A 20,248-nucleotide genomic window follows, 5' to 3' on the forward strand; every position below is an offset into this window, starting at 1 on the left:
TTATATTTCCACGAAGAAATGGATAGTGTTATTTTTCTCTTACTGTTACAAATGCCACGGATTTAGTGTTGTTGAAAATGACTACTTTGCTGTAATACAACGGGTTTGAAGGGGCAACCAACACTTTGCTCTCTCCAACCTTGACATCAACTGAGTTATCCTCAAAATATTCTGACGTAAAAGAATGTGACCAGTAATATTTCGCCGTGATAACATCGGCGAGACCTTCATTGGTTACAACGATATTCTTTCGGGATTCAGGAATAATCGGTGTTGCAATGTAGAACTTTTCCTGACTTGAATTAGGGTCGACCTTTACTCCAAACTGTTGGCGAATTTTCTCCGCAGTTGATGAAACAACCGAGTTGATTTCAGTATCATGTCCTACCACATCATTATCAACTGTTATTTTTCTCATATTTTTCACCTTTTCATTATGTAAGCCAATCTGATTGACTGGCATAAAATAATCTACGCCATTCTTTTAATTAACCCCAATAAAAATAGATCAAAATACGAATTAAACTGCCTTAATGAATAGTCATCTTGTGTAGATCGAAAATAATAAAAATTTAATATCTTTTTATATTATTATATCGTCACCTCACTTAAAATAATGCAGTACAATCACCCAGTGCATGTCATACTTGCCGATATATCGCATACGGATTTTCATCACTTTTAATTTGATAACTGCCGCAATTGATGGATGACACATTTGTATCGGTCTGGGAAAAACAATTTTATCTGTATTTCATTTTCCAGTGTCTGATATAACCGTAAAATATATATACCCAAGAAACTTCAAGATGCAGTTTTTAGCACCTGAAAATGGTCGTTAATTCTAGACATCAGCGAGTCCGCTATATCCGGTAGCGTTGTGGTGAAAAATTTGAAGACGTTGTCTCGAAATTCATGTTTATCCGCGAAATAACGGTTATTTCGAACCTGTTCATTCATGACCTTCCATAATCGTTCTATCGGGTTTAAATTTGGACTATAGGGAGGAAGGTAATGTAACTCAATATTGCTAACATAAGCCCACTCCTTCACAAGATGAGCTTTGTTGTAACCCGCTCCATCCACAATAAGGTGAATTTTTTGATGATAGTCAGGATAAGACTTTCTTATTTCATTGAAAAAACAGCAAATGTTGTAGTCGTTGATGGTCTGATATTCCTGGAACACCGTACGACCAATGGCATTCAGGTTGAGGGCGCCCAATATATTCAGGCGAGTCCGGCTTCCTGTTGTTTTGACGGTTTTTTTCTCGCCTTTTCGCATCCAGCCATAACTGAGTTTGGTGCCTTGAGTCGGGTGAACAGCATCAAGAAAAAGGATGGGTTCGTCTTTCGCTGTGACTTTAAGATTCTCATAATATTCAATAAATTGTCGCTGTTTTTCTGCGTCGAATTTATGAGGGACGCCACAAGGTTTTTTATAAGAAAAACCCTGACGGTGTAGCCATTTATTCATGCCGGGAATGCTAAAGGTAATATTCCAGAGCTGAGCAACATAGGCCACGATTTCATGGGTGTGATGGAAAAGATGTTGAGATAAGTGATTGATTAAAAAATCAGTTTGTTCTCGGGAAAGCAAACTATCAGACCCTCCATTATCAGATTTAAGTTTACCTTGATTAAGGTAATCACTGATATGGCGGTCAACAGTGGTCTGATGGAGTCGCAATGCCTGGGCTATCATCACAGAACTCCACCCTTCAGAAGCCAGAAGGATAGCTTTTATTCTGTCTCGTACCTGACCATCACGAGTGGTGTCGTGAAGACGTTCAAGTTTGATTTTTTGTTCTGATGTAATAAATATTTTCATAGCGAGGATAATGATCTCCATTTCGGATAAAATCAAGCATCTTCAATGAGTACGGGTATATACCCTATGGATTTCAAGATGGACCGCGGCGGCAAGGGAGCGAATCCCCGGGAGAATAGATAACTATGTGACCGGAGTGAGTGCAGCCAACAAAGAGGCAACTTGAAAGATGACGGGTATACTAAGGAATACGCGGTCACGGTGTAGATGGACGAAACGGTGACTAACGTGCTAACGCATTTTGACTCCCTAGAGCATCTGGTGAAGCTGCACTCGACGAATACGTTGAAGCGCCTGAACAAGGTGGGCAAACAGAGGACAGACGTGGTGAGCTAGAGAGTAGAAGGGCCTGACGTATGAGCCTGAGCAAATCAGGATAAGCGCATAGCAGATTTTTTTTCGCTGATAAAACTGAAGTAATAATTAACCTGTCATTCCGCAGCTATATCTGTAATATACTGATTTTAAATTGTTTGTATAAAATTCACTCACTTGTTAATTCTTAATTAAAACAGCAAATTACGAATGCGGTGCGGAATGTCGGATTAACCATCTTTTTCTCCTGTTGTAATGAAAAAACGTTGCCACAGATTTTCCAATACACGACTGCCCATAGCACCAAAAAGTCCGGCAATTATGAGTGTCATATAATGACTGGCACCACTATCTAAACTCAACAAGCCGCCTAATAGCCCAGTAAAACTTGAAATGACAATTTGGTTGATAACACTAACCCAATTCCATTTTCTGTCAGCTTTTTGCCTGTCCATCAGATACTTCACCACTCCCCCCCATGCAGCAAAAAATCCAATAACTATCCAGCTTATTGATTCTTCTTCATAGAGGTAATTTAGTATCATCAAAAACTCCATCTATAATCTTAAGAATTCGTATAATTCACGGCCATATTTGTATATGTAAAACCCGACAAGTCAGTGATTAAGTATTCCGCATTAAACTATAGTACTGAATTTAAATCCAGGCATGCAGTACACATGCATTCCTCATTGCTATTTTTCACCAAAAACAATGGGAGCATTAGAGATGCCAACCTATTAGTGTTGATTCACTCAACTTACTACACATTAATAGTTAAATTATTTCACTTTATTGCTTTTATTGACTTTTTTATATTTACAGGGATAAATAACTTGAAACATAAGGTAAAAGTGACTCCTCAATCACATAACAAAATAATTTCATGTTACTGATGAAATAGAAACTAGTTCCGTTGCTCTTTATGAATATTAATCCAGCGGCAGTTTACATCGTCATAGAATTCAGAATTTATGCGGATTGCAGCCAGAGCTACCGCATGAGTTAATGATTTATTAAATTAATCTTTCAAAATAGATTTAACGCACAATATTTAATCTGACATGACGTGATTATAGTTTAATAAATTGCTCGATAATTAATCATAAAAAGTAATCTAATCAAAACTTTTTTGTTAATTAATTTCTCATATTAACACTTTTGCAACTCATTCGATTGCCCCGGGCTTACCGCTATATAAACTCCGATCTAAATACCACACTAGTTAATAAAATCCCTAGTATATAAGAATAAATAGTTGTGTATTCAATCCGTTGATTGGTATCAGCATAGTATTTACTCTCAATAAAAATACCAATGACCTTATCATATCATACATTGAGCCGCTTAATTCGAGTACGCATTAAATTCTCTCGCTCAATATGTTGAGTAAAAATCTTTCCGGCGCGATGCTGGCTTTTTGGTAATAGATTGTAAGTCTTGAAATTATCAGTACACCAGAACACAACATTGAACGAGGCGAGCTTCTTGAGAAGTTTCCTGAACGTTTTCTCGTTCCAAATATATGAGCAATGGCACGCTCGATAGGCATATTCAAGTTGAAAGATTTGGTTGCAGGAGAAACAGCGATAACGTTGGTGATCCGCATCCCCTTTACTATGCTTTTTAACGAATTCAGTTTGCTGGCAAAATCGACATTTTACTTCAAGCGTCTCCATTTAATTTCTCCAAAAAACGGTGATTATATACAACCATCAACGGATTGGATACATGACCAGAATAAATTGTTATATTCTCGACATTCCGCAGATATGTCTATAATATTTTAATATCGAAATATTTGTATGAATTTTACATGTATGTTAATTCTTAATTAAAAAAATAAATTGTGAATTCTGTACGGAATATCAGATATTTTACTCACCTCATCACCATTAATAAAAACTTAACAAAAAAATGGTTTATTTTGTTTTTTTTCTTATAAACTGGAATAGTGCTTCTGTTTAATCTGCACTTCCCTCCATTGTTTATTGAAATTGAAATATTGATATCACAGTCGAAGCTAGACAGTTTTTTCCTTAAACTATATAAAAGTTGTGCAACATTATTTTTACCTATAGCATTCGCTCTTCCTTTCCAAACATGTTCTATTATGTGTTTGGTCGGTATGTTACTTTCATCTCTTCTTTCTAATAAATACGTCAACATAAGAAATTCCTTTTCAGTAAAGGAAACGGTTTTCTCTCCATATGTTAATGTTCTGTTTTCAGCGTTTACATACAAGAATATCATTAAAATTCTATCTCCAATTATTAATTGTGAAATGAACAACACTTTACTTTATTTTTTTGACTTTTTAAATAAGTAATCATCGATAGATGTTTTTTTTTGAACCAGCTTAAACAAAAAATTACTTTTATGTTATTTTATTATTATGTATTGTAATGCTGGGATGCTTATTATTTCATAATTTTAATTATTAAATTCTATTTTTGGTTACGGATAAATTACAAAATATATACAATTAAGAAGCTTATTCACCACAAGGGGCCTGAAGGTCTAAATAACTTTTCATAATTATAATACACTCACTCTTTTTATTCTCTGCTATTCCTGTAGGGACATGAATTTAAAAACGTTTTCACTTTCTCAAGCAATTGCCACATATACTGACAGCCATGATTTCGTGTCACCGTTTCATGTAAGGATTGCCACAGACGCTCAATTTTATTCAGCCAGGGTGAATAAACAGGTAAAAACAACAGATTAAATTTAGGATGACAAGCCAGCCAATCTCTGACCCGTCGGCTTTTATGGATACTGTAATTATCCAAAATCAAAGTGAGGGTTTCAGCATGACAATACTGGCGTTCAAGTTCTTCCAATACATTGATAAATAACTGAGAATTCTTATTTAACCCGTCAGCATAAGTCACTTTTCCCGTTTGAACATTCAGGCAACCTGCAAAATAATGTTTTTGGTTTTTTCCTGGTGTCACTATACGTTTCTGTTGCCCTTTTAAATACCAGTCAGCCCCGATTTTTGGATTCAGCTCGATGTCGACTTCATCTTCATAAAAAACGGGATGTTTTTCTGAACACGTTGACAATGCCTCGGTAATTTTCGCCATTTTTTCATGGTACTCGGGATCGGGTAATTTAAGCGTCGGGGCTGCCCTTCGCCACACGATACCCATTTTATGTAAGTAACGATAGAAGGTACTGATGGATAATTTTATGTTTAATAATTCATTGATTTTAATTATAAAAAACTCAAGACTCCAGCGAGAACGCAGGCAGCCCAATTGCTGGGGAGAATATTGCAATAAAAAAGACAGTAAAGGATAAAGCGGGATTAAATTCCAGACAGCGGGTCTGCCCACAGGCAGGCTTTTGAGTCCTTCCAGACCATATAAAGTCAACCAGTTTATCCAGCGATAGACAGAAGAACGACTGGCGCAAAGGGTTTTGGCGACCAGAGAGACAGACTCGCCTCGATGCAGCATCAATATGGCCATGAGCCTGCGAGCATAATCTTTATCTCGGGTGTTCTGGATAATTTTTTTCATCTGGCGTCGTTCATTGCGGGGTATAGGTGCTATGATAGGCATAACTCAGTCCGTTTAGTGGTTTGGGATTATCTACAATTGATCAGATTGCAAAAATTGGACTGAGTTCCCTCCAAGTGTTCTACTATTTTGAAAAGTTATTTAGGCTTTGCCCCGCAATCAACCATGTTATATAGGGGTAGTCTCAGAAAGCGGAATTTAAAGCATATTAAGAGCCTATCTCAATAGGCGTAATTGTTGCAGGCAGTTTGAACACGGACAGCGCGGAAAAACCGGAGCGTACACGTAGTACGTGAGGATTTTGAGCACTGCCTAGGTTCGCTCTTTATGGCAAAGAAGGGCAAATAAAATAGCCCCATTGGGATAGGCAGTAAGCCGATTTCATACACTGAACGGCGGATTCAACTAATAAGCGTAATTTTTCAGAAAGGAGGTCAGTTGCTATAGTAGGCATCTTTCCCGCCACAGGAGAATGCACTATGGCCTATACATAACTGACCGAAACAGAAAGATACCCGATTTCCAGTTTAAGAGAAGCGCTTTTCCTGTGCAAACCAACGCCGGATGACCCGATTCAAGCAACTGAGTCATGGCGAGCATCACCAGTGTCTTCATAAAATCGACGAAGGCGCTTTTCCGCAACTGATTAAAGCCACAGCTGCGGGCAATTTTTTCAAGAAAATGTCACTGAAGAATTGTATTAACTGAGGTTTTGTGGAGATAACTGTCATCGGCTTTATTCTCTGATCTCGATATTTTGTTTGGCGACAATTATCAGATCATAAATAAAGCCTTTTTTCTATCTAAAATAACAGGTTGCTGCTAAAATTCCTGTTTAATAATTTTTAAAAACAATGAGATAAGCTGATTTTAGCTTGTTAAAAACATAAAAAGAGAAAATGATTTAAATCAAATCATAGCAAAAATATGCTATTCAACGGGTTAAAACAAGTTTAAACTGACGTATTTACAGGGCTCCTATTTGTATTCTGTTAAATCAGTTATCTGGGGATTTTATCATGCCGTTTTTTTATCATCGATTATTTAACTGATTTATAAAAGCTTTACTCTCCGATTGAAAACGTTATTAAAGCACTTCATTTTGAAAAATAGATTAACGGATTAATGGACTCATATTATCATTTATCTTTCTCCCCGAAAACATAACCAAACCAATTTTTATTTCTCCGCTTCCATTAATGGCTTTATAATTGGCAGATTTTAAATTATTATTAAAAGTCATTTTTTAACCGATGATTTTAATTAGCATAAAACTTTAACCGTTGTTTTTACCACTTATAACACTTGCTTTTTCACTAAGTTTAATCATTATGAAATATCATACTTTACGTTTACCTAACGTAGGTTACCCCGGCTTTTTATCTTTATTAACACTATTTTATAGATAATTTTAAGCAGTTTTTATAGACCACCACCATTTGTTTTTTACATGAATTAGCCAATAAATAATCTAATGATATAAAGATACCCCTTTATTTTTTCGGATAATCACCTCTTTTTCAGGGCTTAAATCCGGCCAAATTAACCGTTTTATCCCTTTTTTATTACATTGTTTTTTACAGTTTGCTTCACAAAATAACAGTGAGAAAATACTTTCATATCATCCTGTTAGGATAATAACATTTTACGTACTAGTTTGTTTTCAACTCTCTATTAATAGACTTATACCCGTCATCTTTCAAGTTGCCTCTTTGTTGGCTGCACTCGTTCACCCCGGTCACATAGTTATCTATGCTCCCGGGGATTCACTCCCTTGCCGTCGCGATGCATCTTGAAATCCATAGGGTATAGATTAAATACAATCAACCATTATTATGAATGAAAGTTTATTTATAAAAAATCAATCACTTAAACAAAAACCCCCGACATTTTCGTTTTTAAATAGCCATAACAGGTTAGTAAAATACAAAATAACCGAAGAATAACATTGCCGATAAATGCATTAAACATGGTAGTCAATAGGCCGTTTTTAGTCCCCCTTCACCTTTTAAAAACCTCGCATTAATGGAGCACCTGTTTTTTTAACTCTTAGCTGATTAATCACCGATAAAAATGATCGTGTGATCACCAAAAAATTAATATGCAGGTAAAAAGAAATGGTTAACCATGTTAATAGAGATGATAAACCTATAAAGCAACTCCCGTTACAAGGTTTTTCATCTTTTCAATTAAAAATTCATTTAGAAAATAGTTTTTATTGAGTAGTTTACTGCCTATCTCAATAGGGCTATTTTATTTGCCATTTTGAACCTGGGCAGTGCTCAAACTGCCTGCAACAATTACGTCTATTGAGATAGGCTCTTAATGTAAATATAATAGTTTTTTCATCTCCTAACCCGGTTTAAAACCAGAAAGGGTAAAAGGTATGTTAATGGTATTAAAATCAACGCCCATTTCTTTAATAAATTTTAATCCCGTTAATCCCGTTAAATGTTTTGATATAACATCGTATTATTAGGTTAACACTGTTATTTTATCACTTTGGTTAATCAATTTAAAACCCGTTTCCTCCGATGTTTTCTCTTTTAATATCAATATAACGTCAAGTTTTTTACCCGCTTTAAAAAATCCTTAATCACTTCTTTTTACCTTTGATGATTTAAGTTTTTACCTGTTTACTCATAGTACACTTGCCTCTTTATCACGTTCAGGATAAAGCATATTTACTTCTACTTGAATGAGAGAAAGTTTCTGTAACCCTTTGCTTTCAGATAACACGAAAAACGATAAACCACATAGTCTAGCCTGAGTAAATCAGGATCTGCGAAGTAAGTAAAAAGCGTTCTTTAGGTTAATTGGCGCAGTGTATAAATCTACTTTCTGGGTTGGTCGTGCCGATTTTCACCTTTCTCTACCGCTCTTTTATGACTGATTTCAAGTTTTTTCCGGCCATAACTCAGTCTTTATTGACCGCTTTCGCCAATATCTTAAAGAAACAAAGATAGGTTTCCCGGCTATGCCGACTTGAGTTACGTCAACATAAAATAAAAAACCTTCGTAGTGATTGTAATGATAACTATTCTCACATTAAGATGATGCCGTGATTATTGACTTTTGATGTTATAGGGTATGTCTGACCGCATTGTTGTTTCCGCTGAGCTAACGTTTGAATCGCTTTACGGCGCGCATCATGGCTGGCTGAAAAACTGGCTCACACGCAAATTGCAATCGTCTTTTGACGCCGATGACGTAGCGCAGGATACCTTCCTGCGTGTGATGGCCGGCGACTCGCTACAAGCCATTCGCGACCAAAAATCCTTCCTCTGTACGATCGCCAAAAGGGTAATGATTGATCTGTTTCGCCGCAACGCGCTGGAAAAAGCCTATCTGGAACTGCTGGCGCAACGGCCCGAGGCGTTTATGCCCTCACCGGAAATCCGTCAGTGTCAACTTGAAACACTCCAGCAAATCGACCAGATGATCGATGGCCTGAGCAACAAAACGCGCCAAGCGTTTTTACTGTGCCAGCTTGAAAATCTGACCTACAGCGACATTGCTTCACGCCTCAATGTGTCTGTCAGTTCCGTAAAAAAATATATGGCCAAAGCCACCGAGCACTGCCTGCTGTTTCGCCTGGAACATGGACTCTGATATGAACACCATGTTAACCCACTCTCGCCGCCAGGCATTAAAATCAGCATCACACTGGTATGCAATACTGAGTAGCGATCAGGTCAGTCCGCTGCAAACTGAAAAATGGCAGCGCTGGTACGAACAGCATCAGGATCATCAGTGGGCGTGGCAGCAAGTGGAAAATCTGCGCAACCAGATGCTGGTCGTGCCCGGCAATGTGGCAAGCCATGCACTTCAGGAAACTCACCTGTCACGACGCAGAGTGATGAAAAGCATACTGTTGCTGCTAGGAGCTGGCGGTGGCTGGCAACTGTGGTGTTCGGAAGTGGGTGAGGGCCTGCGGGCCGATTATCATACAACTAAGGGGGATATTCAGCATCATCGACTGAGCGATGGCACACTGCTTACACTCAATACCGACAGTGCCGTCGATGTCCATTTTACTCCTCAACAACGTCTGGTACATCTCCGGTACGGCGAAATTGCCATCACTACCGGGCATGATACCGAAGCAAAACTATTGCGTGTACAAACCCGTCATGCGCAACTAACCGCGCTAGGTACCAAATTTACGGTTCGTCAGGAAGCCAACACCACACTACTTAGCGTGCAGCAACATGCCGTAGAGGTGATACTGACCAGCGCTGACCGCAAATGTATTGTGCGTCAAGGTGAAAGCCTAAGATTCAGCGCCACCGATTTTGGTGAACTGACCGCAGCAACCGACGAAGACAACGTATGGACGCAAGGCATACTATGCTTCAGCGATCAGCCTCTGAGTGAAGTAATAGCAACCCTCGCTCGCTATCGAAGCGGTATATTACGCTGCGACCCGGCCGTTTCCTCATTACGGTTAAGCGGTACTTTCCCGATAAAAAATACCGATACGATATTAACCGTCATAGAGAAAACACTTCCCGTTAAGATTCAGTATATTACCCGTTATTGGGTGAATGTTCTGCCCGCAGAAAAATCGTTAACGTAAAAAATTATCATTTTCAATTGTCCTTTTTGTTTCCTCGTTCGACTTCATAAGTGAATACAGCAACAAAATGATTATGGAGACGTTATGATGCCTTTACGTGCACAGCCACTGCGCGCGCTTCACAAAGCAACACCGCTGGTAATGGCGATTCGTTTGAGCCTGTTACCGGTGGCTTGCCTAACCTCAGGGATAACGTATGCTGCGGTAGAGCCAGCTAGCACACACTATGACATTAATGCGGGCGAATTGGATAAAGTTCTTAATCAGTACTCCACCCACGCCGGTATTACCCTTTCAGTAGATGCCAGCTTAACCCGCGGCAAACAGAGTCGCGGTCTACACGGCAATTACTCCATCACCGATGGACTGAACACCTTGCTGATCGGCACTGATTTGCAGGTGAAGACATTGGGTGATAACACGTTCACACTCAAACCCGCCCCTGTTGCGCAGAAAGATGTGCTGACCGTGGTAGGCGACTGGCTAGGTAGTGCGCGTGAAGCTGACGTGTTTGAACATGCAGGCGCACGTGATGTTATCCGCCGGGAAGATTTTGCCAAAACAGGCGCAACCACTATGCGTGAAGTGCTGAACCGCATTCCCGGCGTCAACGCACCAGAAAACAATGGTACCGGCAGCCACGATCTGGCGATGAACTTTGGCATCCGTGGCCTGAACCCTCGTCTCGCCAGCCGTTCTACGGTTTTGATGGACGGCGTTCCGGTACCCTTCGCGCCTTATGGACAGCCACAGCTATCGTTAGCGCCAGTATCTCTCGGCAACATGGACGCAGTAGATGTGGTACGCGGCGGCGGCGCTGTGCGCTACGGGCCACAAAGCGTCGGTGGTGTGGTGAATTTCGTGACCCGCGCTATCCCGCAGGATTTTGGTATTGACGCAAGTGTGGAAGGACAACTTAGCCCCACATCTTCACAAAATAATCCAAAAGAAACCCATAATTTCATGATTGGCGGTACAGCAGATAACGGTTTCGGCACGGCGCTTCTCTACTCCGGCACACGCGGCAGCGACTGGCGCGAACATAGCGCCACACACATTGACGATGTGATGCTCAAAAGCCGCTATGCTCCCAATGAAGTGCACACCTTCAATAGTCTACTGCAATATTACGATGGCAGTGCGGATATGCCCGGGGGCCTTTCACGCGCCGATTACGATGCCAATCGCTGGCAATCCACTCGCCCATATGACCGCTTCTGGGGCCGCCGTCAGCTCGCAAGTCTCAGCTATCAGTATCAACCCGACCAGCAGCACAAATTCAATATTCAGGGCTTATATACTCATACCTTGCGCAGCGGTTATCTTGAGCAGGGCAAGCGCATTACTCTTTCCCCACGAGAATATTGGGTGCGCAGCATCGAACCACGCTATAGCCAGCTCTTCAATTTAGGGCCTTCGGCCCACGAAGTAGGGATCGGCTACCGTTATGTGAATGAATCCAGTCACGAAATGCGTTACTACACCGCCACCAGCAGCGGCGAATTACCCAGCACGTCAAGCCCTTATGACCGTAATACCCGCTCCGGCACCGAGGCACATGCTTGGTATATTGATGACCGCATTGATATCGGCAACTGGACCATCACGCCGGGGATACGATTCGAACATATCAAATCCTTCCAAAACAACAATGTAAAAGGTACCCGCCAAGAAGTCAGTTATGATGCGCCGTTGCCCGCACTCAATGTGCTTTATCACCTTACTGATAGCTGGAATCTTTACGCCAATACGGAAGGCTCGTTCGGTACCGTACAGTACAGCCAAATTGGCAAAGCGGTGAAAAGCGGCAATGTAGAACCTGAAAAGGCGCGAACCTGGGAAGTCGGAACTCGCTACGACGACGGCGCATTGGCAGCGGAAATGGGGCTGTTCCTGATTAATTTCAACAATCAATACGACTCCAACCAGACTAATGATACGGTTACGGCACGTGGAAAAACCCGACACACTGGGCTGGAAACTCAGGCACGTTACGATCTTTCCGAACTTACTCCCAAACTGAATAACGTTTCGGTTTACGCCAGCTACATATATGTCAACGCGGAAATTCGTGAAGAGGGCAACACCTACGGGAATCAAGTGCCGTTCTCACCGAAACATAAAGGGGCATTTGGCATAGATTACAAACCGGGTAACTGGACCTTCAACCTCAATAGCGCATCCCAATCCAGCCAATTTGCGGATAACGCGAATACCGTGCAGGAAAGCGCCAATGGCAGCACCGGCCGCATTCCGGGCTTTATGCTGTGGGATACGCGCGTGGCGTATGACTTCGGTCCACAAATGGCTAATCTGAGTGTGGCCTTTGGGGTGAAAAACATCTTTGACCACGAGTATTACACCCGTTCCTATGATGATAATAACAAAGGCATCTACGCCGGGCAGCCACGTACGTTCTATATGCAGAGTTCGCTAAAGTTCTGATGTTACATTAATCCGTTCGCCGGGCCATTGCCCGGCTTTGCTATTTCTGGAGTTAAGTTATGTCTGCACTGATTCGCGTTACGTTTATCGCTTTGCTCTTCTTCACCAGCCTGCCCCATGCCATTGCGGTCACGGTACAGGATGAGCAGGGCAGTTTTACCCTCAATACCGTTCCCCAGCGCGTAGTCGTGCTGGAATTGTCATTTGCCGATGCATTGGCCGCCATCAATATCAGTCCGGTAGGTATTGCCGATGATAACGATCCGCAGCGCATTCTCACCGATGTTCGCCAGCGTATTAAGCCCTGGCAATCAACCGGCACTCGCGCCCAACCAAGCCTTGAAGCCATCAGCGCGCTGAAACCTGATCTCATCATTGCAGACAGTCAACGCCACGCGGGGATTTATCGGGCACTCAAGGGCATCGCTCCTGTCCTGCTGCTAAAATCCCGCAACGAAACCTACGAAGAGAACCTGCAATCTGCCGCGATCATCGGCAAAGTCATGGGGAAAGAGAGTGAGATGCAGAAACGGCTGGCAGAGCACCGTGAACGCATGAAAGGCTATGCCAGCCAGTTGCCACAAGGCGTCAGTGTGGTTTTTGGCACCTCGCGCGAACAGCAATTTAACCTGCACTCCAGCGATACCTATACCGGCAGCGTCTTAACAGCATTAGGGCTAAAAGTTCCCGCATCAGTTAATCATGCGGCAATGGTTTCTCTCAACCTGGAACAGTTACTGGCACTCAATCCTGACTGGCTTATCGTGGCCCACTATCGTCAGGAAAGCATCGTGAAACGCTGGCAGCAGGATACTCTGTGGCAGATGATGACAGCACAGCACAAGCATCAGATAGCAGCGGTAGACAGCAACACCTGGGCTCGTATGCGCGGGATATTTGCCGCTGAACGCATTGGCAGCGATGCGGTAAAAATCTTCCACCATCAACCGGTTAATGAAACACCATGAGACGCCGCCATCATCCGGTCTGGCTTTGGGGATTGCCGTTGGTTGCACTGCTTAGTGCATTCTGGCTAAGCCTGTTTTGCTATTCCGCTATTCCCATTCCCGCCATCAGCGCACTCAAGGCACTGGTGCCAGGTCATACACCGACATTGCCTGAAGCACTGGTTATCAATCTGCGGCTACCACGCAGTCTGGTTGCTATTCTGCTTGGCGCGGCTCTGGCATTGGCCGGTGCACTCCTCCAGACGCTCACTCATAATCCGCTGGCCTCCCCCTCCTTACTGGGCATTAACAGTGGTGCAGCACTGGCTATGGCGTTGGTCAGCGCTTTCAGCCCGGCACCGCTAGCCGGATATTCCATTTCTTTGGTGGCGGCCTGTGGCGGTGGAATTAGCTGGATGATGGTGATGGCCGCAAGCGGTAGCTGGCAACAAAAATACGATCGCAACCAACTAATTCTGGCAGGCATTGCCTTATCTGCCTTATGTATGGCACTAACACGTATTACGCTACTGCTTGCCGAAGATCATGCTTACGGCATTTTTTACTGGCTGGCGGGGGGAGTCTCCCATGTCCGCTGGCCTGAATTCTGGCAACTATTCCCTTTCGTGGTGGTCACTGTACCTGTAGTTTTGTTGCTGGCGAAATCACTTAATCTGCTCAACGCTGGCGATGTCAGTGCCCATACGCTTGGCGTGAACCTGACGCGACTGCGCATCTTCGTCAGTCTGGCAGTACTGATTCTGGTAGGGGCCTGCGTCAGTGTAGCGGGACCAATCGTGTTTATTGGTCTGCTAATGCCCCATCTGGCGCGGTTCTGGGTTGGCTACGATCTGCGCCGCACACTGCCAATGTGCATGTTGCTGGGAGCGGTATTTATGCTACTTGCGGATTTACTGGCCCGTGCGCTGGCCTGGCCCGGAGAACTCCCGGCAGGTGCGGTACTGGCGCTGATTGGCGCTCCTTGCTTTGTCTGGCTAGCAAGGAAGCGAACATGAATCGTCAGGTTATCTTACTTTTAGTCGTGTTGCTGGCAGTTACGCTGGTGCTAGCGCTACGCATGGGCACGCAACCACTTCCCTGGGACGCTTTAATAAGCGGCTGGCAACCCGGTGACAAACACCACTTTGTGCTAACGCAGTACCGCTTGCCGCGTATTTTACTCGCCATCGCTGTAGGCGCTGCGCTGGCGCTTTCCGGCGTCTTGGTCCAAGGGATTGTTCGTAATCCTTTAGCCTCCCCCGATGTACTGGGGGTCAATCATGCAGCAAGCCTGGCGTCGGTAAGTGCGCTGATCCTTTTCCCTTCTCTGTCAGTGCAGTGGCTTCCGCTACTCGCTTTTGGCGGTGGAATGGCTGCGCTAATCCTGCTACGAGCGATCGCCGGCCCCTCTTCTCCACTGCGCCTTGCATTAGTTGGCGTGGCACTTTCAGCTACCTGGACAAGCATCACCGATTACCTAATGCTCTCACGCCCACAAGATATCAACAACGCGCTTTTGTGGCTGACAGGCAGTCTGTGGGGGCGCGACTGGCAGTTTGTAGCTATAGCCCTACCGGTATTGATGATACTGATACCACTCAGCCTACGCTTTTGTCGCGATTTAGATTTGCTGGCACTCGGTGATGACAGCGCCAGCACACTGGGCGTTTCGCTCCCACACGTACAATCCTGGGGATTAATGTTGGCAGTAGCGCTCGCCGCAACAGGCGTCGCCGTTTGTGGTCCGATTGGCTTTATCAGCCTCGTAGTACCCCATCTCGTTCGCAGACTTGTGGGAGGACGGCATCGCTGGCTTATACCCGCATCCATGCTTATGGGTGCACAAGTTCTGCTGCTAGCCGATTTGCTGGCAAGGACCATAGCGCCACCGATAGAGCTGCCTGCTGGCGTGCTGACCGCCATCATTGGTGCCCCTTATTTCTTCTGGCTTTTAGTGAGGACACGTTAAATGCAACTGGCTACGGAAAAGTTATCTGCAGGCTATGGGGAGAAACGCATTCTGAATGACCTGTCGCTCACCCTCCCGACCGGAAAAATCACGGCGCTGCTCGGCCCCAATGGCTGCGGAAAATCAACATTACTGAAATGCTTTTCGCGGCTATTAACGCCATTATCCGGAAAGATAACAATAGATAGTGAACCTTTAACGCACTTTTCCTCACGCAAGCTCGCCAAACATCTGGCGCTTTTACCACAACATCCTCTCACACCAGAGGGGATCGCCGTCCATGAACTGGTTGCATACGGACGTAGCCCTTGGCTTACATTTTGGGGGCGTTTAGCACCTCATGATCGTCATCTTATACAACAAGCAATGGAAAAAACGCAGATTAGCCATCTTGCCGATAAATGCGTTACCGATCTTTCAGGCGGGCAGCGCCAACGCGCTTTTCTGGCAATGGTTCTGGCCCAAGATACGCCGGTGGTACTGCTCGACGAACCCACTACATATCTTGACATCAACCATCAGGTGGAATTGATGAAGCTACTGCGTGAACTGAACAACGAAGGAAAAACGGTCGTGACCGTACTTCATGACCTCAATCAGGCTAGCCGGTACTGTGACCACCTGGTGCTGCTTTCCCAAGGGCAGGTTGTCGCCCAAGGCTCACCCGAGGAAGTTATGACACCGAAATTATTACAGCGGGTATTCAGCATCGAAGCGGAAATTCACCCCGAACCCGTTTCAGGTAAACCAATGTGTGTAGTGTGTTAAGCAGGAATCTAATGTAACGTGTTGGTTCTCTTTTCCAGTGTAGCTTAATATGTTCGGCTTTTTGTTAAAGGTTGTTTCGGGATTAATTGTTTATACCTTCCAACCCAAAAAGCCGAGCTTGAATTTATGTGATGCTAATAATTGCTGTTCTTAGGTAAAGTTAACGTTATTTAGGCTTTGCGGTCTCGATTTGACGAACATTAGGCTTCATTTTGGGGCTCATTTTTATCGAAGTGAAGATGCTCTCGCATCCGCAACATCAGGGAATAATTTTATTAAATTATCCATTTAATTTGCTGTTCTCCTCTGGCTATTTCTTCATCACAGCAAATATACGACACTTAACCTATCTTGTAGCTAGCATTCCCGAATAGTGCTTCGTGATAAGGAAGATGAATAAAGTATGGGGGGCTTTGTTACCAGACTGTGACGTATGTCATAACGCTTAAGCCAAACGCCTACAAAACCCATATTGATTGCTGTACTCTTATCATTCAAGGCATTTATTAGATAATTCAAAGAGCTATGATGGCCGCAATTTCCCTTTCGAATGATATTCTCCGTACCTGGCAACGTATAGAATTCTTCCAACCTTATACACTTGAAAAAAAAGATAAAAGCTTACTAATTCCGCTTAAAACACTCTATCAGCTGGGAGATAAGGCACTACCCTGGCTTTCGTCAGAACTCCGTCAACAACATGATATTCCCGATCAAAAAGTCTTATACAACTTGTACGTCGGTTTGTTTGATAAAGCTATCGCTAACGCGATCAGCCAAGCGGTGTTTGGTCCAGATGAAGGGTATTATGCAGAAGAATTTGAGCAACGGCTGGATAAAGAAGGAACAACCTGCTTTGCCAAAATTCCATTAGGCACGGAAGGAAACCCTGCTCTGGATAAATTTTCAGTGAGTTCTCTTCCTTGGGCTTTAGGGCACCTGCGTGATGAACGTTTTGAACAGCTTAATACGAAGGTATTTTCAGCCAGTTGCGAGCATCTTAAAAATACCCTCGGCAACTTTAGCGTCTCTCTGAAGCCAATACGAGAAAATGGCCCCGGTATTTTAAAAGCAAATGATATTTTAACACTGTTGACGACACATCTGGTGAGTTGGGCAGATTTTGAACCCCAATGGCAATATGCTTTACAAATAGACTGGATGGAGGGAAATGGCGACTGTACAGAAGCATCACAAGAAAATAGCGATGAAATTGAAGAAGAAGTCAGCTCTAATGATAAAACCTTTGCACTTCCTATTTTAAATAGTTTTTTCTTTGAGGACATTGAATACGCTATTACGGCCCTAAAACGAGGAGATAGATGCAAAGCTCTCAGAGCATATCTTTCTCATCATAGTGTCCCCAGGAATCCAGACCTTTATTCACAAGACGGGCTTGCCTCCATCATCAGTAAACTCCATCCAGCGAAGATGCCTCATGGACGCTGGCCTTCCGATCCCAAACATGCCATGTCGCTAATGCAGCAATTTGCTATTAATACGGCGATAGAAGAGCTCGCTGATGGTGGGCTGCTTTCCGTCAACGGCCCTCCGGGAACTGGAAAAACAACGCTTCTGCGCGATCTAATAGCACATAACATTGTTGAACGAGCGAAGATACTTACGCGTTATCAAAAAGTTGATGACACGCTGGACAATTCCGGTTTTATTGTGAATGCGCTCACTGGTTTCGAAATGGTCATTGCGTCATCCAACAACGCCGCAGCAGAAAACATATCAAAAGAATTGCCGCAAAAGAAATCATTGGCTGAAGAATTCCAATCGCTTGACTATTTAGCACCAACCGCAAACCAGATAGCTGCCGAGAACCGCCCGAAGCGCGAACATAAAAAAAGTAAAAATAGTCAGGGAAAAGTTAGAACCTATCACCTCTATCGTCCATTGAAGGAAGAGAAACAATGCTGGGGGATCATTTCCGCTGCTTTGGGCAACAAACCAAACCGGACTAAATTTTCTGATCGCTTATTTTTTGATGAACATTTTTTACGCGACACCCCAACTGAAGCCTCTCGTCCCGCTGAAGAGAACTTTCTCAGTCTTTGGCGCTGGAGGCACTATCACAACCCCATCTCTTTCGCCACCGCTAAAAAACGTTTCCTCGTATGTCTGGAAAAAACAAAAAAACTTCAACAGCAATTAGAAATGCTTGTGTATCTGATAGAAAAACAGCATAACGATTCACTCGACACGTTATCACTAAAGTTGAAGCAAACAGAAGAACTGTACGCAACACAGCTTAACAGGCTGGAACAGGTGGAAACAAAACAGGATGTATTAGAAAAACAGCTCCAGCATGCAGAACAGCAACAAAAAATTATCGAAAGTGATGCACCAGGATGGCTAATGCGTCTGATGAATCGCAAGCGAGTGCATGCATATAAAGAAACGTTGCGGTGTGCACAACACGAAGTATTAAGACTGATGGGGTTGCAAACCGAACAAGCCCAGCGCATTGCGGAACAACGCAAGTCAGTTAACGGCATAGCTGAAAAAAAGCGAATCTTACAACAGGATATCGAAAAAATTATCCAACAGCGGGTGAATGACCATCGTTCTCTACAAACTTTGAAGCAGCAGTTTTCCGATATCACATTGCCAGATATCAACCAACCTATCACTGATGCAACATTACAACGAACGGCCCTTTGGCAGAACGCACAGATAAATCGTCAACGTTCCGCATTATTTATCACAGCGATGGAACTTCATCAGGCTTGGCTTTATGAAGCACTAGGAGTACCTCGTTTTAGAGACTTCATAATATTTAATCTCGCGGCTTTTTTAGCACAACCTCATTCCAAAATCACGCCTATACGCTGGTGGCAAACGCTGTTTATGTTTGTGCCCGTATTATCCACAACTTTCGCATCTATAGGGCGCATGTTCCACGGAGTGGAAAGCGAAGAACTTGGCTGGTTAATGATCGATGAAGCCGGCCAAGCACCTCCACAACAAGCTGTCGGGGGACTCTGGCGTGCAAAACGGGTACTGGTTGTTGGAGACCCTTTGCAGATTGAACCGGTATTTACGACCCCTCCGCCGTTGGTTGAACGTCTTTGCCTAGATGCTCTGAATGAAAAGGCTAAAGACTGGAATCCGGGATTACTTTCAGTGCAGCAGGTTGCTGATCGCGTCAATCATTGGGGATGTGAATTAGAAGTCATGAACAACCTGATCTGGCTAGGTATTCCATTGTGGGTACACCGTCGTTGTATTGAACCAATGTTCAGTTTGGCTAATAAGATGGCCTACAATGGCCGCATGATTCATGGGCTTGATGCTGACAAGATTCGCTGCCAACCTGTGAACAACATTCTGGAAAACCATTGGCTGGCATCGGTTGGAGGGACAGGTGAAAAACAATATCGTGACAGCCACGGTAAAGATTTGCTCAAGTTATTGGACCAACTGCTTGTTGCAAATGTTTCTCTTCATTCGATTTATGTTATTACACCGTTCAAAGCAGTTAAGTCAGCACTGTGTGAATTATTAGGAAAGCGTGATCTGGCTACCTGGCGGCAATCTATGCCATTGATGACACGAAAAGAACTCAACGTATGGCAAAAAAATTGTATTGGTACAGTGCATACTTTTCAGGGCAAAGAAAACGATATTGTCATTTTTGTCCTAGGCTGCGACGAAAATAATGATGGTGGCGCAAAATGGGCTGCCAGCAAGCCTAATCTGTTAAACGTTGCGCTCACCCGAGCAAAAAAACACATTTTCATAATTGGCGATCCAGCGGTATGGCATGGTTTGCCTTGGTTTCGTGATGTAGCCAAGGAGTTGCCAGTGGGGACATATCATCATTTACAATAACTCCAAGGTGGAATGATCAAAAAAC

The 20,248-nt window shown here is 43.4% G+C and carries 14 protein-coding genes; 8 read left to right on the forward strand and 6 right to left on the reverse strand.

Going from position 1 to position 20,248, the window contains the following annotated elements; all coding sequences use genetic code 11:
- Positions 1-28: 28 nt before the first annotated feature.
- From PluTT01m_RS22740 to PluTT01m_RS22765, 6 genes are all read right to left on the reverse strand, one after another.
- Positions 29-463: a hypothetical protein gene (locus PluTT01m_RS22740; RefSeq protein WP_011148523.1), complete on the reverse strand. Its 435-nt coding sequence runs from the start codon at positions 461-463 to the stop codon at positions 29-31.
- A 341-nt stretch (positions 464-804) separates the two neighbouring features.
- Positions 805-1,830, reverse strand: coding sequence for an IS630-like element ISPlu3 family transposase (locus PluTT01m_RS22745; protein ID WP_011146066.1), 1,026 nt, complete (start codon positions 1,828-1,830; stop codon positions 805-807).
- A gap of 545 nt (positions 1,831-2,375) precedes the next feature.
- Positions 2,376-2,690, reverse strand: a complete 315-nt coding sequence (locus PluTT01m_RS22750) for a phage holin family protein (RefSeq protein ID WP_228957349.1) — start codon at positions 2,688-2,690, stop codon at positions 2,376-2,378.
- A 786-nt stretch (positions 2,691-3,476) separates the two neighbouring features.
- The gene (locus tag PluTT01m_RS22755; RefSeq protein WP_011148525.1) at positions 3,477-3,824 is read right to left on the reverse strand and encodes an IS1 family transposase; all 348 of its coding nucleotides are present in this window, start codon (positions 3,822-3,824) and stop codon (positions 3,477-3,479) included.
- A gap of 202 nt (positions 3,825-4,026) precedes the next feature.
- Entirely contained in the window at positions 4,027-4,398 is a 372-nt protein-coding gene (locus tag PluTT01m_RS28350; RefSeq protein WP_011148526.1) for a winged helix-turn-helix domain-containing protein, read from the reverse strand.
- A gap of 305 nt (positions 4,399-4,703) precedes the next feature.
- The gene (locus PluTT01m_RS22765; protein ID WP_011144854.1) at positions 4,704-5,717 is read right to left on the reverse strand and encodes an IS630-like element ISPlu10 family transposase; all 1,014 of its coding nucleotides are present in this window, start codon (positions 5,715-5,717) and stop codon (positions 4,704-4,706) included.
- A gap of 3,048 nt (positions 5,718-8,765) precedes the next feature.
- Here PluTT01m_RS22765 and fecI point away from each other — a divergent pair.
- The 8 genes from fecI to PluTT01m_RS22805 all read left to right on the forward strand — a co-directional run bounded on the left by fecI (position 8,766) and on the right by PluTT01m_RS22805 (position 20,223).
- Entirely contained in the window at positions 8,766-9,287 is a 522-nt protein-coding gene (gene fecI, locus PluTT01m_RS22770) for a ferric citrate uptake sigma factor FecI (RefSeq protein WP_011148527.1), read from the forward strand.
- Between the two features lies 1 nt (position 9,288).
- Positions 9,289-10,254 (forward strand): ferric citrate uptake sigma factor regulator FecR, encoded by a 966-nt coding sequence (fecR, locus tag PluTT01m_RS22775; protein WP_011148528.1) that lies wholly within the window; start codon positions 9,289-9,291, stop codon positions 10,252-10,254.
- An 84-nt stretch (positions 10,255-10,338) separates the two neighbouring features.
- Entirely contained in the window at positions 10,339-12,699 is a 2,361-nt protein-coding gene (gene fecA / locus PluTT01m_RS22780; RefSeq protein WP_011148529.1) for a TonB-dependent Fe(3+) dicitrate receptor FecA, read from the forward strand.
- 59 nt (positions 12,700-12,758) lie between these two features.
- Positions 12,759-13,667 (forward strand): Fe(3+) dicitrate ABC transporter substrate-binding protein FecB, encoded by a 909-nt coding sequence (locus PluTT01m_RS22785; protein WP_011148530.1) that lies wholly within the window; start codon positions 12,759-12,761, stop codon positions 13,665-13,667.
- Positions 13,664-14,662 carry an iron-dicitrate ABC transporter permease FecC gene (fecC, locus tag PluTT01m_RS22790; protein ID WP_011148531.1) on the forward strand — a complete coding sequence of 333 codons (999 nt, stop codon included), beginning with the start codon at positions 13,664-13,666 and terminating at the stop codon, positions 14,660-14,662. The genes PluTT01m_RS22785 and fecC overlap by 4 nt, the downstream gene beginning before the upstream one ends.
- Positions 14,659-15,615: a Fe(3+) dicitrate ABC transporter permease subunit FecD gene (gene fecD, locus PluTT01m_RS22795; RefSeq protein ID WP_011148532.1), complete on the forward strand. Its 957-nt coding sequence runs from the start codon at positions 14,659-14,661 to the stop codon at positions 15,613-15,615. The genes fecC and fecD overlap by 4 nt, the downstream gene beginning before the upstream one ends.
- Positions 15,616-16,383 (forward strand): Fe(3+) dicitrate ABC transporter ATP-binding protein FecE, encoded by a 768-nt coding sequence (fecE, locus tag PluTT01m_RS22800; protein ID WP_011148533.1) that lies wholly within the window; start codon positions 15,616-15,618, stop codon positions 16,381-16,383.
- Positions 16,384-16,911: 528 nt separating this feature from the next.
- The gene (locus PluTT01m_RS22805; RefSeq protein ID WP_041380409.1) at positions 16,912-20,223 is read left to right on the forward strand and encodes a DEAD/DEAH box helicase; all 3,312 of its coding nucleotides are present in this window, start codon (positions 16,912-16,914) and stop codon (positions 20,221-20,223) included.
- Positions 20,224-20,248: the final 25 nt, after the last annotated feature.

The organism is Photorhabdus laumondii subsp. laumondii, from assembly GCF_003343245.1.
GTDB classification, from domain to species: Bacteria; Pseudomonadota; Gammaproteobacteria; order Enterobacterales; family Enterobacteriaceae; genus Photorhabdus; species Photorhabdus laumondii.

Coding starts and splice junctions, on each gene's coding strand:
- PluTT01m_RS22750 (WP_228957349.1), bottom strand. CDS start 2,690: ATGATACTAAATTACCTCTATGAAGAAGAATCAATAAGCTGGATAGTT.
- fecA (WP_011148529.1), top strand. CDS start 10,339: ATGATGCCTTTACGTGCACAGCCACTGCGCGCGCTTCACAAAGCAACA.
- PluTT01m_RS22740 (WP_011148523.1), bottom strand. CDS start 463: ATGCCAGTCAATCAGATTGGCTTACATAATGAAAAGGTGAAAAATATG.
- fecD (WP_011148532.1), top strand. CDS start 14,659: ATGAATCGTCAGGTTATCTTACTTTTAGTCGTGTTGCTGGCAGTTACG.
- PluTT01m_RS22785 (WP_011148530.1), top strand. CDS start 12,759: ATGTCTGCACTGATTCGCGTTACGTTTATCGCTTTGCTCTTCTTCACC.
- PluTT01m_RS22765 (WP_011144854.1), bottom strand. CDS start 5,717: ATGCCTATCATAGCACCTATACCCCGCAATGAACGACGCCAGATGAAA.
- PluTT01m_RS28350 (WP_011148526.1), bottom strand. CDS start 4,398: ATGATATTCTTGTATGTAAACGCTGAAAACAGAACATTAACATATGGA.
- fecE (WP_011148533.1), top strand. CDS start 15,616: ATGCAACTGGCTACGGAAAAGTTATCTGCAGGCTATGGGGAGAAACGC.
- fecR (WP_011148528.1), top strand. CDS start 9,289: ATGAACACCATGTTAACCCACTCTCGCCGCCAGGCATTAAAATCAGCA.
- PluTT01m_RS22745 (WP_011146066.1), bottom strand. CDS start 1,830: ATGAAAATATTTATTACATCAGAACAAAAAATCAAACTTGAACGTCTT.
- fecI (WP_011148527.1), top strand. CDS start 8,766: ATGTCTGACCGCATTGTTGTTTCCGCTGAGCTAACGTTTGAATCGCTT.
- fecC (WP_011148531.1), top strand. CDS start 13,664: ATGAGACGCCGCCATCATCCGGTCTGGCTTTGGGGATTGCCGTTGGTT.
- PluTT01m_RS22755 (WP_011148525.1), bottom strand. CDS start 3,824: ATGGAGACGCTTGAAGTAAAATGTCGATTTTGCCAGCAAACTGAATTC.
- PluTT01m_RS22805 (WP_041380409.1), top strand. CDS start 16,912: ATGGCCGCAATTTCCCTTTCGAATGATATTCTCCGTACCTGGCAACGT.